The organism is Caballeronia cordobensis, assembly GCF_001544575.2.
Classification (GTDB): domain Bacteria; phylum Pseudomonadota; class Gammaproteobacteria; order Burkholderiales; family Burkholderiaceae; genus Caballeronia; species Caballeronia cordobensis.
In genome coordinates this window covers 57,526-73,629 of record NZ_FCNY02000018.1, presented here as the reverse complement: position 1 = coordinate 73,629, position 16,104 = coordinate 57,526, and the positions used below count along the sequence as shown (strand labels likewise).

Annotated in this window: 11 protein-coding genes; 5 read left to right on the top strand and 6 right to left on the bottom strand. The window is 65.2% G+C overall.

Features of this window, described 5'->3' with window-relative positions; translation table 11 throughout:
• Window positions 1-60: 60 nt before the first annotated feature.
• Genes AWB70_RS28445 through hemC form a run of 3 tightly spaced genes read right to left on the bottom strand, consistent with a single transcriptional unit; the run spans window position 61 to window position 4,360 of the window.
• The gene (locus AWB70_RS28445; protein WP_014190704.1) at window positions 61-1,263 is read right to left on the bottom strand and encodes a heme biosynthesis protein HemY; all 1,203 of its coding nucleotides are present in this window, start codon (window positions 1,261-1,263) and stop codon (window positions 61-63) included.
• Complete coding sequence (gene hemDX, locus AWB70_RS28440; RefSeq protein ID WP_053567661.1) at window positions 1,263-3,353, bottom strand: fused uroporphyrinogen-III synthase HemD/membrane protein HemX; 2,091 nt, start codon at window positions 3,351-3,353, stop codon at window positions 1,263-1,265. Before hemDX ends, AWB70_RS28445 begins: the two co-directional genes overlap by 1 nt.
• Window positions 3,353-4,360 carry a hydroxymethylbilane synthase gene (gene hemC / locus AWB70_RS28435; RefSeq protein WP_053567660.1) on the bottom strand — a complete coding sequence of 336 codons (1,008 nt, stop codon included), beginning with the start codon at window positions 4,358-4,360 and terminating at the stop codon, window positions 3,353-3,355. Before hemC ends, hemDX begins: the two co-directional genes overlap by 1 nt.
• Window positions 4,361-4,696: 336 nt before the next feature.
• On the opposite strand from hemC, the gene ppc reads away from it, so the two are divergent.
• Window positions 4,697-7,756, top strand: a complete 3,060-nt coding sequence (gene ppc, locus AWB70_RS28430) for a phosphoenolpyruvate carboxylase (RefSeq protein WP_053567659.1) — start codon at window positions 4,697-4,699, stop codon at window positions 7,754-7,756.
• Window positions 7,757-7,779: 23 nt separating this feature from the next.
• Here the strand turns inward: ppc and AWB70_RS28425 are convergent, their stop codons facing one another.
• Window positions 7,780-8,544, bottom strand: a complete 765-nt coding sequence (locus AWB70_RS28425; protein ID WP_053567658.1) for a class I SAM-dependent methyltransferase — start codon at window positions 8,542-8,544, stop codon at window positions 7,780-7,782.
• 395 nt (window positions 8,545-8,939) lie between these two features.
• On the opposite strand from AWB70_RS28425, the gene AWB70_RS28420 reads away from it, so the two are divergent.
• From AWB70_RS28420 to gstA, 4 genes are all read left to right on the top strand, one after another.
• On the top strand, window positions 8,940-9,746 hold the full coding sequence (locus AWB70_RS28420) for a helix-turn-helix transcriptional regulator (protein WP_053567657.1): 807 nt from the start codon (window positions 8,940-8,942) through the stop codon (window positions 9,744-9,746).
• Window positions 9,747-9,810: 64 nt separating this feature from the next.
• Window positions 9,811-11,214 carry an argininosuccinate lyase gene (argH, locus tag AWB70_RS28415; protein WP_014190698.1) on the top strand — a complete coding sequence of 468 codons (1,404 nt, stop codon included), beginning with the start codon at window positions 9,811-9,813 and terminating at the stop codon, window positions 11,212-11,214.
• A 146-nt stretch (window positions 11,215-11,360) separates the two neighbouring features.
• Window positions 11,361-12,290, top strand: a complete 930-nt coding sequence (locus AWB70_RS28410; RefSeq protein ID WP_053567656.1) for a bestrophin family protein — start codon at window positions 11,361-11,363, stop codon at window positions 12,288-12,290.
• A 97-nt stretch (window positions 12,291-12,387) separates the two neighbouring features.
• A complete protein-coding gene (gene gstA, locus AWB70_RS28405) occupies window positions 12,388-12,993 on the top strand; it encodes a glutathione transferase GstA (protein ID WP_053567655.1) in 606 nt (201 codons plus the stop codon).
• Window positions 12,994-13,053: 60 nt separating this feature from the next.
• On the opposite strand, the gene AWB70_RS28400 is transcribed toward gstA, so the two are convergent.
• On the bottom strand, window positions 13,054-15,339 hold the full coding sequence (locus AWB70_RS28400) for an arginine/lysine/ornithine decarboxylase (RefSeq protein ID WP_014190694.1): 2,286 nt from the start codon (window positions 15,337-15,339) through the stop codon (window positions 13,054-13,056).
• Window positions 15,340-15,441: 102 nt separating this feature from the next.
• Window positions 15,442-16,011 (bottom strand): dCTP deaminase, encoded by a 570-nt coding sequence (dcd, locus tag AWB70_RS28395; protein ID WP_014190693.1) that lies wholly within the window; start codon window positions 16,009-16,011, stop codon window positions 15,442-15,444.
• Between the last annotated feature and the right edge of the window lie 93 nt (window positions 16,012-16,104).

The following is a 16,104-nucleotide window of genomic DNA, read 5'->3' as shown; positions in this document are numbered from 1 at the left end:
AAGAGCCGCATGACCGTTCGTCATGCGGCTCGTTTTTCGAGCGACCGATGTTGGTTGTTATCAGACGATATTCATTGCCAGCGCGCTCGCGCGGTAATGCTCCGCCGCCTTCTGCGCGTCGCCGAGCTGCTCGTGCAGACGGGCGAGCGCGCGATGCGTGCGGATCTTGAGCGGTTCGTTGTGCTCGGTATCGGCGAGCTTGAGCGCCGATTCGAGGAACGCCTGCGCCTTGCCCCACAACTGCTGATGCAGGCACAGCCGCCCGAGCGTGAAGAGCAGATCGGCGTCTTCGGAGCGCTCCTTCTGCCAGGCCTCGGCGCGCTGGATCAGCGGGAAGGCATCGCCGCCGACGACGCAGTCCGGGTAGCGCCGCAGCAGCCGCGCGTCCCAGTTATGCGCGAGCGCATCCTCGACGATCTTCCTCGCCTCCGCGCGCCGGTCGAGCGCGATCAGCAGTTCGGCGGCGAGGTCGGCGAGACGCGGCGACTGGCGCTCGGTCGCCGACAGCGACTGCCACAGTTCGAGCAGCGCGTCGGGATTGTGGCGCCGGTCGCGCAGCAGGTTTTCCGCCGCCACCTGACGCAGCCGCACCGCGACCGCCGGATGCAGCGCCTCGCGCTTTTCCAGCATGCGCACGAGCTTCAGCACCTCGCCCCAGTTCTTCAACTGCTGCTGGGCGCGCAGCGCGATCTGCTGCGCATGGATGCGCCGGCCGCCCTGCGCCTGCATCTCGGTGAGCGCGACGAGCGCGCCGTCGGCGTCGCGGCCATCGGCGCGCATGTCGGCGGTGGCCATCAGGCGCGCGTCCTGCCAGTCCGTGCCGGCAACCTGCGCGAGCCATTCGTCGCGGCGCGCGTACTCGTGCAGACGATGCGCCGCGTTCGCGCCGATGAGCCCGGCCGCGCCCTTGTTGGATTCGGCGGAAAGCGCGTCGCGCGCGGCCTTTTCCGCCTTCGAGAAGCGTCCGGCATACAGATGCCCGATCGCATCGCGCAAGGAGGCATTCGCCTTCGCGAGCTTGCTGCGCGCGCGGTACGCGGCCACGCGCGCCGGCATTTTCCATACGCCGCGCACCGCGCGGATGATCCCGTAGAGCACGATGAACAGCACGACGAGCGCCACGACGAACAGGTTGAGCGACACGTCCACGCGATACGGCGGCATCACGAGCAGGATTTGCCCGCCGTTGAAGCCGCCGACGGTCGCGATGATCACCGCGAAGGCGAACAGCAGCGCGAGCCAGATGAGTCCTCGAATCGTCATCATCCGCCTCGCTTGAACTGATGGACGGCGGCAAGGCTCGCGTTCAGATTCGGCACGGCGACGGCGAGCGACGCCTGATCGACCTGCTTCACGAGATCGCGCACGGCCTGAACCTTTTTCGACGATGCATCGAAGTAGCGCGCAAGCGCGGCGTCGGCGGCGCGCAGGTCCGACTTGAGCGTCGGCTCGCTGCGCGAAAGCAGCGACAGACGCGCGGACAACAGTCGCAGCTTCACGTTCTCGCGCACGAAATACCCCTGATCGGGCGATGTGAGCATGGCGTCGGCGTTGTCGATGCGCCGCACGGACACGAGGCTCGACAGTTGCTGGCCGATGCCGCCCGTGATCTGACGCCACAGCACCTTCCAGCGCGGCTCGCCGGTCGCCGCCGCGATCGACGCGCTATCGGCCGGCTCGGCGGCCTGCGCCCGCGCGCGCTCGATCGGCGCTTCGCCGGACAGCGGCAACTGGCCGATCTGGTCGATGGCCGTGTCGAGCTTGATCGCGAGGCCGGTGAGGTCGGTCGTGGGCGCGGATTTCAGCTTGTCGATGTCCGCCGCGATCGCCTTGCGGATCGCCACGACTTGCGGGCCGGTGGTCGAAGCGAGGCGCTCGTCGGCGCTTTGCAGCGCGAAGAGCGCGAGCTGAACGTTGCCGGTCAGTTGCAACTGCTGGCTCGCGCTCGACAGAATCTGCTCGACTTCGGCGACCGTCCAGTCGTCGCGATTGCTCGCGAGATCCTGATATTGCTGCTGCAGCGCCTGGCTGTGCGCTTCGGCGTCCGCAAGCTTGCCTTGCAGCTGGATGATCTGCGTGTTGAGCGTGGTGGTCGCGCTCGCGGCCTGATCGGCTTTCGCGCGCAGATCGGCGTTCTGTTCGTCGGCCTGGGCGAGACGTTGCGACAATTGCGTGTCGGCGCGATCGAACTTGCGGTTCAGCACGAAGGCGCCCGCGCCCGCCGCCACCGCCAGAATGACGACCACGAGCCACAACAACACGATGCCCGCGCCGCCGCGATGCTTCTGCTGCTCGAAAGGCGTGAAAGGCGTGTTCGGCGGCAGGGGCGGTGTCACGTTCGGCTGAGGTGAAGCTTTCTTGGAATCGTTCGAATCAGTCATGCGTGATTGAGCCGTTTCATAGGCCGTTGAGTGAGCCGGCGCGGTGGCCGGATTGGCGTGCGCCGGCGCGGATGGGGAATGAACCGAGCTCGATGCGCTCGCTCGTGCGTGGGCCTCCGCTTCGCGTTGCGTTTCTACGGCCGGGAACAGCGCTTCCAGCGAATGTGCGATGCGTTCGTCGCCCGCGCCGGACACCGTAATCCTATCAAAACCCGCTCCCCGCGCGGCTTCGGCGATGCGCGGATGCGGGCACACGAGCGGCGCGCGTTTCAGGCGCGCGATTTCGTCGGCGGTGAGATGCTCGTGCGCGAGTTCCGCGAGATTGCGCACGCCTTCGGAACTCGTCAGCAGCCATGCGTGCGGCTGCCCGGCGAGCAGTTCGTGGATGCGCTCCCACTTCTGCATGGACGGTTCGGGCAGCACGCGCCGGTACGCGCTCGCCTTCTCGACCTTCGCGCCGGCTTCCGCGAGGCGCTCGGCGAGCCATTCGCGGCCGCCGTCGCCGCGCACGATCAGCACGCGTTTGCCTTCCAGACCGTTCGTGCCGAAATGCGCTTCGATGGCCGTATAGAGCGCTTCGGAATCGAAACGCGGATCGGCGTCTTCCGCCGATGGGCTGATCACGCGATGCGACGGCGCTGTCACGCCCTGCCGCGCGAGCGCCGCGACCGAGCCGGGACCGACGACCGCGACCGGCAGATCCGCGGGCCACGGCGCGCCGAGCCGCCCGAACGCATGATCGATCGCATTCGGCGACACGAACACGACGAGCGCATAACGCCCGGACGCGTCCGGCGGCAGATACAGCTCGTCGAGCGCGGCGCGCAACGGCGCGTCGTCCGCGATGGGGGCAATGTCGATGAGCGGGAATTCCAGCGTCTCGAATCCGGCGCTCGTGAGGAGCGCGAGCAGCGCGGACGACTGTCCGCCCGGACGCGTGACGACGACGGTGGCGCGGCGCTCGCTCGCCATCAGGAGGCGGGCCCCGAGGGCGCGGTGTTCGGGCCGTCCGTGCGGCTCATCGTCGTGAGCGCGTTGACGATCTCGATCGCGCCCTGCGCCTCGAGATCCGCCGAGACGCGTTGGCCCAGCGCGAGCGCGCCGGCGAGATCGGGCGAACGGACGGTCTCTTCGGCGCGCAGCACGCGACGGCCATCGGGCATCGACACCGCGCCGCGCAGAAAGAGCGCGCCGTCGCGCCATACGGCGTGGGCCGCGAGCGGCACTTCGCAACTGCCGCCGAGCGCGCGCGAGACCGCGCGTTCCGCTTCGACCGCGAGCGCGGTTTGCTCATCGTGCAAGGGCGCGAGCCATGCGGCCATGTCGGCGCGATCCGCGCGAATCTCGATGCCGAGCGCGCCCTGCCCCGCCGCCGGCAGACTGTCGGCCGGATCGAGCAGCGCCCGGATGCGCGCTTCGAGACCGAGCCGCTTCAGGCCAGCCGCCGCGAGAATGATCGCCGCGTACTCGCCGCGATCGAGCTTGGCAAGACGCGTGTCGAGATTGCCGCGCAGCGGACGCACATCGAGATCAGGAAAGCGCGCGCGGATCATCGCTTCGCGGCGCAGGCTCGACGTCCCGACGATGCTGCCCGCGGGCAGCGCCGCGAGCGATTCGAAGTGCGGCGACACGAAGGCGTCGCGCGGATCTTCGCGCTCGAGAATGGCGCCGAGCGTGAAGCCTTCGGGCAGTTCCATCGGCACGTCCTTGAGCGAATGCACGGCGAGATCGGCGCGGCCGTCGGCGAGCGCGGCTTCGAGTTCCTTGACGAAGAGACCCTTTCCGCCCACCTTCGACAAGGTGCGATCCAGAATCTGATCGCCGCGCGTCGTCATTCCGAGGATTTTCACGTCGCAAGATGGATATAATTTGTGCAGCGCACACCGCACATGCTCGGCCTGCCACATCGCAAGCCGGCTTTCCCGCGAAGCGATCGTGATGCTTGCGGGCGGTGTCGTGGAATGCGTCTCGGAATTCATTGATGCTCGATCGAATGACGGGATGGATGAATAGACATTAGCGAACAATGGTAGCACGCACGCCACGGTCCACCGACACACGGGCAGCGCGCGAGAGCCTTGTCCGGTGCGCCTTTCGGGGCGTCCACGGTGTGTTTTCACCGGCGCGAACGGCAGCGGTTGCCGCCTCGCGCGCGATGAACGCGCCGTGGCGCGCCCGACGCCGCGGCATGCATTCGCCGGTTTGACGCACGGCCGTTCGCGCGGTGTGCGGTTTCCTGTCCGATGCGGCGCCCTCTAAAGGTTGCGGCATCCTGTCGATGTGCCTGGCTTCGCAGCTTCTGAGAGGAACCCAACGTGACGTCTTCTGGATCGGCTCGCCCGACGCGCCGCAATGCCGCATCGCCCCAGTCTTCCTCCTCCGACGCGCCCCGCCCGGCGTCGTCGCCCATCGTCACGAAGGCCGCGAAGGCCGCAACCGCGGTGAAAGCGTCGAAAGCGGCCATCGCGCCGAAGCCGGCGAAGAAAGCCATCGCCGCGAAAACCGTTCGCGCAAAAACACCGCGCGCGAACGGCACGCCGGCGCCGAGACCCGCGAGCCGCACGCGCGACGACAAGGACCGCCCGCTCTTCGAAGACATCCGCTTTCTTGGCCGGCTGCTCGGCGAAGTGCTGCGCGAACAGGAAGGCGACGCCGTGTTCGATGTGGTCGAGGCCATCCGTCAGACGGCCGTGAAATTCCGCCGCGAGGACGACGTCGAAGCCTCCCAGACGCTCGAAAAGAAGCTGCGCGCCTTGTCGCCGGAACAGACGGTTTCGGTCGTGCGCGCGTTCAGCTATTTCTCGCATCTCGCGAATATCGCGGAAGACCGTCATCACAATCGGCGCCGCCGCATTCACGCGCTCGCCGGTTCGGGCTCGCAGCCCGGCACCATCGCCTATGCGATCGAGCGCATGCGCGAGCACAAGAACATCAGCGCGACGCGCAAGATGCTCGAAAAATTCTTCGGCGATGCGCTGATCGTGCCCGTGCTGACCGCGCATCCGACCGAAGTGTCGCGCAAGAGCATTCTCGACGCGCAGCACGACATCGCGCGCCTGCTCGCCGAGCGCGATCAGGAACTGACCGCCCGTGAGCGCGCCAATAACGCAGCCGTGCTGCGCGCGCGCGTGACCTCGCTCTGGCAAACACGCATGCTGCGCGACACGCGCCTTTCCGTGACCGATGAAATCGACAACGCGCTGTCTTACTACCGCGCGACTTTTCTCGCGGAAATCCCCGGTCTTTACGCCGATATCGAAGCCGCACTTGCCGAGCACGGCCTGCCCGTGCGCCTGCCGCCGTTCTTCCAGATGGGTAGCTGGATCGGCGGCGACCGCGACGGCAATCCGTTCGTCACGGGCGAAACGCTCGAAACCGCGATCACGCGTCAGGCGATCGTGATCTTCGAGCACTATCTGGAAGAGGTGCACAAGCTCGGCGCGGAACTGTCCGTGTCGAATCTGCTGGCCGGTTCGAGCGATGCACTGAAAGCGCTCGCCGATGCGTCGCCCGATCAGTCGCCGCATCGCACGGACGAGCCGTACCGGCGCGCGCTCATCGGCATCTATACGCGGCTTGCCGCGAGCGCGCGCGTGCGGCTCGGCGAAGGCGTGGTTTCGGTGCGCAGCGCGGGACCAGGCGCGCCGCAGATTCGCGCGACGCCCTACGCCGATTCCGCCGAGTTCGTGGGCGATCTGCACGTGCTGGTCGACTCGCTTGCCGAACATCACGGCGAGTCGATGTCGATCCTGCGTCTGTCGCCGCTCGTGCGCGCGGCGGAAGTCTTCGGCTTCCATCTCGCGAGCATCGACTTGCGGCAAAGCTCGGACATCCACGAAGCCGTGATTTCGGAACTGCTCGCGCGCGCGGGCGTGGTCGCGGATTACGCGTCGCTGTCCGAAGAGCAAAAGCGCGAGGTGCTGCTGAAGGAACTCGCGCAGCCGCGTCCGCTGCGTCTTCCGTATGCGCAGTATTCCGATCTCGCAAAAAGCGAGCTCGGCGTGCTTGAAGCGGCCCGCGAGACGCGCGAAAAATTCGGCGCGCGCGCGGTGCGCAACTACATCATCTCGCACACGGAAACCGTCAGCGACCTGCTGGAAGTGATGCTGCTGCAGAAGGAAACCGGCGTGCTGCACGGCTGCCTCGGCGCGAAGGACGATTCCCCGCGCGACGGCCTCATGGTCATTCCGCTCTTCGAAACCATCGAAGATTTGCGCAACGCGTCCGTCATCATGGGCGAGTTCTTCGCGCTGCCGGGCATCGACGCGCTCATCGAGAATCAGGGCAACGAGCAGGAAGTGATGCTCGGCTATTCCGACAGCAACAAGGACGGCGGCTTTCTCACGTCGAACTGGGAGCTGTATCGCGCGGAACTGGCGCTCGTCACGCTCTTCACGGCGCGCGGCACGACGCTGCGGCTGTTCCACGGGCGCGGCGGCACGGTCGGACGCGGCGGCGGCCCGACCTATCAGGCGATTCTGTCGCAGCCGCCCGGCACCGTCGACGGGCAGATCCGCCTCACCGAACAGGGCGAAGTGATCGCGAGCAAGTTCGCCAACGCGGAGATCGGGCGGCGCAATCTGGAGACGGTGGTCGCCGCGACGCTCGAAGCCTCGGTGCTGCCGCACGAAAACGCGCCCGCGCAACTGCCGCAATTCGAAGCGGCGATGCAGACGCTTTCCGACTCCGCGATGGCGGCGTACCGCGCGCTCGTCTACGAGACGCCCGGCTTCACCGACTACTTCTTCCTCTCTACGCCGATTTCGGAGATCGCGGAACTGAACATCGGCAGCCGGCCGGCTTCGCGCAAGCTGCAGGACCCGAAGCAGCGCAAGATCGAGGATCTGCGCGCGATTCCGTGGGGTTTCTCGTGGGGACAATGCCGTCTGCTGCTCACGGGCTGGTACGGCTTCGGCAGCGCGGTGACGGCCTATCTCGACAAAGCCGGCTCCGACGATGAACGCGCGAAGCGCCTCGCCATGCTGCGCAAGATGCACAAGACGTGGCCGTTCTTCAAGAACCTGCTGTCGAACATGGACATGGTGCTCGCGAAGACCGATCTCGCCGTCGCGTCGCGCTATGCGCAGCTCGTCAGCGACAAGAAGCTGCGCAAGCTCGTGTTCGACAAGATCGTCGCGGAGCACCAGCGCACGTGCGACGTGCTCGGCGAAATCACCGGGAAAGCCGATCGTCTCGCCGACAACCCGCTGCTCGCGCGCTCGATCAAGAACCGCTTCCCGTACCTCGATCCGCTCAATCACCTTCAGGTGGAACTGCTCAAGCGCCACCGCGCCGGCGATCAGAACGTGCGGCTGCGGCGCGGGATTCACCTGACGATCAACGGTATCGCGGCGGGATTGCGCAATACCGGCTGATGCGCGTGCCGGGCGAAGCGGCGTCAGTCGCGCCGCTTCGCCTCGATCATCATCGCGTCCAGCTCGAACGAGCCGTCTTCCTCTACGCCGAAGTACTGGCGCACTTCATCGGGCGCGTTCTTCCACATCGATCTGATCGCCGCGACGCGTTCTGGCGGCGTGCGCATGCGCGCAACCCACGATTCGAATTCGAGCGGAATGCGCCAGCGTTCGGTCACGCGCGCGTCGAAACCGGCGGCGTCGAGCATCGCGATCCATTCGTCGGCGCGATAGTCGCGGATATGCGATGCATCGCGCAGGAGTTCGATCGCCTGAATGTGCGTGTCGTAGAGCGGATCGTCAATGCCCGCGATATCGATGAACTTGAGCCGCCCGCCCGGCTTCAGCACGCGATGCGCTTCTTTGAGCGCCGCCGGCACGTCACGCCAGTGATGCGCGCTCATGCGGCTCACGGCCCAGTCGAACGAGGCGTCGTCGAACGGCAGCTTTTCCGCCGCGCCCTGCTGCGTGCGGATGGTCGCGAGGCCGCGATCTTTCGCGGCGGCATCGACGGTGGCGAGCATCGGCGGCGCGATGTCGTAGGCGACGACTTCGCGCACGTGCGGCGCGACGGCAAAGCTCGCGTGACCGGCGCCGCATCCCATGTCCAGCACGCGCGCATTGCCGCACGTCGCGGCGAAGGTCGCGGCGAGGTTCTCCAGGTCCGCGCCGCTCGCGTGAACCTGGCTCGTGAGATAGGCGGCGGCGGTCGAGCCGAACGCGTCGGCGACTTGATCGTGGTGTTTCATCGTGGGTGCTCCGGTTTGGAGGGTCTGTTCACCTATAAAACGTGCATGCGAATGCCCGAAATCGGCTGCAGTGCAAGGAGCGCGGCGCGCCGTTTGGCCGCTCCAAACAAGCGACGCGCGACGCCGCAATGCGGCCGATTTCGGGCGTTCCCCTAGATAAAATTCAAAATTCAGGGGTTGCCCCGTAAAGGGCCGCTCGCCGCGTCATGCTCCTCGCGAATACGCCCGGTATTAGCTTCGTCGCATTCCTTGCGATCGGCCCTTTACGGGGCAACGTAGGCACGTTTTATAGGTGAACAGACCCTAGGCGTGTGCCGCTACAATAGAGCGCGCTTTGTACCAGTACAAGTTGAGCAGATATCCTGGTATCCGAAACACCAGCCGACGCAGTCCGTATGAGCCGCCCCGAACGTCCAGAACCTCAGACCGAAACCGCCGCGCACGCGCTCGGCGAATTCATCCGCGCGCATCGCGAACGGCTTTCGCCGCAGGCCGTCGGGCTCGCGCCCGGACCGCGCCGACGCACGCCGGGATTGCGCCGCGAGGAAGTTGCGCAACTGTGCGGCGTAAGCCCGACCTGGTACACGTGGATCGAGCAAGGCCGCCCGGTCTCCGCGTCCGCCGACGCTCTGGCGCGCATCGCGGTCGCGCTTCAGCTTTCGCGCGCCGAACGCGCGTATCTGTTCGAACTCGCCGCCCAGCGCGATCCCGCCGAGCCGGACCCCGCCTCGCAGGACGCGCCCGCGGCGCTGTTGCAGACGGTCGCGCTGATCGGCGCGCCGGCCTACGTGCTCGACCGTCAATGGAACGCGCTGCGCTGGAACGAGCATGCGGCCGATCTCTTCGTCGGCTGGCTCGACGGCGCGAACGACCGCAATCTGCTCACCTACACGTTCACGTCGCCGGCGGCGCGCGCGCTGATCGTCGATTGGGACACCCGCGCACGGCGGCTCGCCGCCGAATTCCGCGCCGACTCGATCCGCCATCTGAACGATGCGCCGATGCGCGCGCTCATCGACTCGCTCTCCGCCGCGAGCGATGCCTTCGCGCGCTACTGGGCCTCGCAGGACGTGTTCGAGCGCGAAGGCGGCGAGCGCGCGTTCGATCACCCGTCGCGCGGGCGGATCGTGTTCAATCAGATCACCTTCAAGCCGGCGCACCGCGAGGATTTGAAGCTCGTGATTCTGGTCGGGTCGCCATAGTGTCGAATGTTAAAATTCCCGACTTCCCGAAGCCGCATCGAACCCAACCTCCGTTGAGAACACCATGACGTCCCAACTCCACAAAAAAGGCGAAGCCTGGTCGGCTCGCTTCTCCGAGCCGATGTCGGAGCTCGTCAAGCGCTACACGTCGTCGGTGTTCTTCGATAAACGTCTCGCGCTCGTCGATATTCAAGGCTCCCTCGCGCACGCCTCGATGCTCGCGGCGCAGAAAATCATCAGCGCCGACGACCTCGCCGCGATCGAGCGCGGCATGACGCAGATCAAGGGCGAAATCGAGCGCGGCGAGTTCGAGTGGAAGCTGGATCTGGAAGACGTGCATCTGAATATCGAGGCGCGTCTGACGGCGCTCATCGGCGATGCCGGCAAGCGCCTGCACACCGGCCGCTCTCGCAACGATCAGGTGGCGACCGATATCCGCCTGTGGCTGCGCGGCGAGATCGACCGCATCGGCGCGTTGCTCAAGGACTTGCGTCTCGCGCTCATCGACATGGCCGAGAAACACGCCGACACCATCATGCCCGGCTTCACGCACTTGCAGGTCGCGCAGCCGGTGACGTTCGGGCATCACCTGCTCGCGTATGTGGAGATGTTCTCGCGCGACGCCGAACGCATGCAGGACGCGCGCAAACGCGTGAACCGCCTGCCGCTGGGCGCGGCGGCGCTCGCGGGCACGAGCTATCCGATCGACCGTCAGGCGGTCGCCGCGACGCTCGGCTTCGACGGCATCTGCGCGAATTCGCTCGACGCCGTGTCCGACCGCGATTTCGCGATCGAATTCACGGCGGCCGCCGCGCTCGTTATGACGCACGTCTCGCGCTTTTCCGAAGAGCTCGTGCTGTGGATGAGCCCGCGCGTGGGCTTCATCGATCTGGCGGACCGCTTCTGCACGGGCTCGTCGATCATGCCGCAGAAGAAGAACCCCGACGTGCCCGAACTCGCGCGCGGCAAGACGGGCCGCGTGAACGGTCATCTGATGGCGCTGCTTACGCTGATGAAAGGCCAGCCGCTCGCGTACAACAAGGACAATCAGGAAGACAAGGAACCGCTCTTCGATACCGTCGATACGGTCGCGGACACGCTGCGCATCTTCGCGGAAATGGCCGCGGGCATCACGGTGAAGCCGCAGGCGATGCGCGCGGCGGCGTTGCAGGGCTTCTCGACCGCGACCGATCTCGCGGACTATCTCGTGAAGCGCGGCCTGCCTTTCCGCGATGCGCACGAAGCGGTCGCGCACGCGGTGCGTATCTGCGACGACCGCGGCTGCGACCTCGCGGATTTGTCGCTGGACGCGATGCGTATCGAGTTGCCGAACGTCGCGCATCTCATCGGCGAGGACGTGTTCGAATATCTGACGCTCGAAGGGTCGGTCGCGAGCCGCAATCATCCGGGCGGCACCGCGCCCGATCAGGTGCGCGCGGCGGCGCAGGCGGCGCGCGCGGCGCTGTGATGCCCTGACGCTTCGCGCTTCGAGACAAGGCCGTCCGCGATGACGGCCTTTCTTTTTGCCGCGTGCGTCTTCATGTCTCGACCCCGCGCCGATTAATTTCGGGATAATCCGATGGTCGTCCACTGTGCTCATCGATACGCCCGGCCATGATCATCCGCCCCAAGCTCAACTGGTTCCGGCTGCTGTTCGTATGGCGCGGTTCGGTGCTGCCGCAACTGCTGCCGCGCCTCGGGCTGATCTTCGCGCTGTCGGTCGCGGCGATTTTCATGCACGACCACATGCGCCACTATCCGATCGGGCTCGGCACGCCGCCGTTCGCGCTCGTCGGCATCGCGCTCGCGGTGTTTCTCGGCTTTCGCAACAGCGCGAGCTACGAGCGCTGGTGGGAAGGCCGCAAGCTGTGGGGCGCGCTGCTCAACACGTCGCGTTCGCTCGGGCGCCAGGCGCTGTCGCTGCCCGAGCCGCGCGATGCAGCCGAGTCACGGCGCTTTCTGAGCGCGCTGGGCGCACTGGCGCACGCGCTGCGCCATCAGTTGCGCGGCTCCGACGCCCTCATCGATCTCGCGCCGCGCCTGCCGCCTGAACTGCATGCGCGCGTGGCGTCGGCGCAATTTCGGCCCGCCACGATCATGCTCTGGCTCGGCGAATGGGTCGCCGATCGCAAGCGCCAGGGCGCCATCGACGGCTACGCGCTGCTCGCGATCGAACACAATCTGAATGCACTGTCCGATGTGATCGGCGGCTGCGAGCGCATCGCATCCACACCGCTGCCGTTCTCGTATTCGGTGATGATCCACCGCACGATCTATCTCTTCTGCGCGCTGCTGCCTTTCGGGCTCGTCGATGGCGCGGGCCTGCTGACACCGCTTTTCGCGCTGCTCGTCGCCTACGCGTTCATGGCGCTGGAGGCGATCGCCGCGCAGATCGAGGACCCGTTCGGGCTCGAAGAAAACGATCTCGCGCTGAATGCGATCTGCGAGGCGATCGAGGTCGCGTTGCATGACATGGCGAAAGATGCGGGTTTTGAGATGCCGCCGAAACCCTTCGCGCCGCCGCGCGATTTCATTCTCGACTGACACTTTCACCAAACGACACAATCAGTTTCACGCTCCTGGATGTTGTGCATGTACGACTTCGTTCATAATCGCACCGACTCATCCCGGAGGAAAAGTTTTGAAACTGTTCTACAAAGCAGGCGCCTGTTCCCTTGCATCGCATATCGCGCTCGAAGAATCAGGGTTGCCTTACGAAATCGAAGCCGTCGATCTCAAGACCAAGCTCACCGCGAGCGGCGCGGATTTCACCCAGATCAACGCAAAGGGCTACGTGCCCGCCCTCCTGCTCGACAACGGCGAATTGCTGACCGAAGGCCCGGCGATCATGCAGTATGTCGCTGACCAGGTTCCGGCGAAGCACCTCGCGCCGCTCAGCGACGGCATGGCGCGTTATCGCCTGCAAAGCTGGCTCACGTTCATCGGCACGGAGTTGCACAAGAATTTCTCGCCGTTCTTCAACCCGGCTGCGAGCAGCGACTGGAAAGCCGCGGCCATGGCGAATCTCGAGCGCCGTCTCGGCTATGTCGCGCAACAGGTCGACGACAAGCAGTTTCTGCTCGGCAACGAATTCAGCATCGGCGATGCGTATCTCTTCACCGTGCTCGGCTGGGCGAAGCACATCGATCTCGATCTCGGCAAGTGGCCGGCGCTCGTCGCGTATCAGGAACGTGTCGGCGCGCGTCACGGCGTGCAGGCGGCCATGAAGGCCGAAGGCTTGCTGTAATCGGTCATCAAGCCTCGAATGAACAAACGGCCCTTGCGGGCCGTTTGTTTTTGCATCACCTCAATCGCGCACGCAATCGACAAAATACTCGATGCGCCCATTGATCATCTCGCCGACGAGCCCGTGGATATCCGTATGGAAGCCCGGGAAGCGCTCGTTGAACTCGCGCGCGAAGCGCAGATATTCGACGATCGTGCGATTGAAACGCTCGCCCGGAATCAAGAGCGGAATGCCCGGCGGATACGGCGTCAGCAGGATCGACGTCACGCGCCCTTCGAGCTCGTCGATAGGCACGCGGTCGATCTCGCGGTGCGCGAGCTTGGCGAACGCTTCGGAAGGCTTCATCGCCGGCTCCATGCTCGACAGATACATCTCGGTCGTCAGGCGCGCGATGTTGTTCGCGCGATAGACGCTGTGAATCTGCTCGCACAGATCGCGCAGGCCGATGCGCTCGTACGACGGATGCTGCGCGACGAACTCCGGCAACACGCGCCAGAGCGGCTGGTTGTTGTCGTAGTCGTCCTTGAACTGCTGGAGTTCGGTGACCATCGAGTTCCAGCGGCCCTTCGTGATGCCGATCGTGAACATGATGAAGAACGAGTAAAGCCCCGTCTTCTCCACGATGATGCCGTGCTCCGCCAGATACTTCGTGACAATCGCGGCCGGAATGCCGCTCTCGCCGAACTCGCCGTCCACGTCGAGTCCGGGCGTGATGATCGTCGCCTTGATCGGATCGAGCATGTTGAAGCCTTCCGCGAGCGGGCCGAAGCCGTGCCAGCGGTCGTTGGGCTTGAGCATCCAGTCCTCGCGGTCGCCGATGCCCTCTTCGGCCAGCGCGTCCGGACCCCAGACCTTGAAGAACCAGTCGTCGCCGTACTCAGCATCGACCTTGCGCATCGCGCGGCGGAAATCGAGCGCTTCCGCGATCGATTCTTCCACCAGCGCCGTGCCGCCCGGCGCTTCCATCATCGCGGCGGCCACGTCGCACGACGCGATGATCGCGTATTGCGGCGACGTCGACGTATGCATGAGATACGCCTCGTTGAAGCGATGGCGGTCGAACGTGCTGTTCTCGCTGTCCTGCACGAGAATCTGCGAGGCCTGCGAAATGCCCGCGAGCAGCTTGTGCGTGGAGTGCGTCGCGAACACGAGCGCGCCGGTGCGCGGACGGCCCGCGCCGATTGCATGCATGTCCTGATAGAACGAGTGGAACTCGGCGTGCGGCAGCCAGGCTTCGTCGAAATGCAGCGTGTCGAGCATGTCGCCGAGCAGGTCCTTGATCATCTCGACGTTGTAGATCACGCCGTCATACGTGCTCTGCGTGATCGTCAGGATGCGCGGCTTGATCTTCGGGTTCTTCGCCAGCGCCTCGCGCGCGAACGGATTCGCCTCGATCTTCCGGCGGATGTTCTCCGGCTTGAATTCGTCGCGCGGAATCGGTCCGATGATGCCGAAGTGATTGCGCGTCGGCGTGAGGAACACGGGAATTGCGCCCGTCATCATGATCGCGTGGAGGATCGACTTGTGGCAGTTGCGGTCGACCAGCACGATATCGCCGGGCGCAACCGTCGCGTGCCACACGATCTTGTTCGACGTCGAGGTGCCGTTGGTCACGAAGAACAGGTGATCCGCGCCGAAAATGCGCGCCGCATTGCGCTCCGAGGCCGCGACCGGGCCGGTGTGATCGAGCAGCTGGCCGAGTTCTTCCACTGCGTTGCAGACGTCCGCGCGCAGCATGTTTTCGCCGAAGAACTGATGGAACATCTGGCCGAGCGGATTCTTCAGGAACGCAACGCCGCCCGAATGCCCCGGACAGTGCCACGAATACGAGCCTTCGTCCGCGTACTGCACGAGTTCCTTGAAGAACGGCGGCGCGAGCGCATCGAGATACACCTTCGCTTCGCGAATCACATGGCGCGCGACGAATTCCGGCGTGTCCTCGAACATGTGGATGAAGCCATGCAGCTCGCGCAGGATGTCGTTCGGCAAATGGCGCGACGTGCGCGTTTCGCCGTACAGGAAGATGGGGATGTCCGCGTTGCGACGGCGCACTGCGTTGATGAACGCGCGCAGCGCCACGATGGCCGACGCGAGTTCCGGCGTGTCGCCCTCGACCACGACGTTGTCCGCGTAGGGCAACAGTTCGTCGTCATCGATCGAAAGAATGAAGCACGACGCGCGGCTCGACTGCTGCGCGAACGCGGCGAGATCGCCGTAGCTCGTCAGGCCGAGCACTTCGGCGCCTTCTTTCTCGATCGCCTCGGCGAGCGCCCGAATGCCGGAACCCGAAATATTCTCGGAGCGAAAGTCTTCGTCGATGATGACGACGGGAAAGCGGAACTTCATGAGGCGAATCTCCAGAATGGAAACGACCGCTGGCCGGGACGCAATCCCGAGGCGAGCGGTCTTTCGACAAGCTTTAGTGCGTGCGCGTTCTAATAAGCGCGATCAGGTTTTCGGCAAGGTCACGCCGTGCTGCCCCTGATACTTCCCGCCGCGATCCGCGTACGACGTCTCGCAGATCTCGTCGCTTTCGAAGAACAGAACCTGGGCGACGCCCTCGTTCGCGTAGATTTTGGCAGGCAAAGGTGTCGTATTCGAGAATTCGAGCGTCACGTAACCTTCCCATTCCGGCTCGAACGGCGTCACGTTGACGATGATGCCGCAGCGCGCGTACGTGGACTTGCCAAGGCAGACGGTCAGGCACGAGCGCGGGATGCGGAAGTATTCGACCGTGCGCGCAAGCGCGAAGGAATTCGGCGGAATGATGCAGACATCGCCCTTGAAGTCGACGAACGATTTTTCATCGAAGGCCTTCGGGTCGACGATCGTGGAATTGATGTTCGTGAAGATCTTGAATTCGTCCGCGACGCGGATGTCGTAGCCGTAGCTCGACGTGCCGTAGCTCACGATCTTGCGGCCGTCCTCGGCCACGCGCACCTGATCGCGCACGAACGGCTCGATCATCTTGTGCTCTTCCGCCATGCGGCGAATCCACTTGTCGGACTTGATGCTCATAGGGGGCGTTACCTGGCTGTGAAGGCTGCGGGCTTGTGACGCCGCGCCGTCTGACGAACGAAAGCGCGTATTTTACGCGATTGGTCGAGCGGC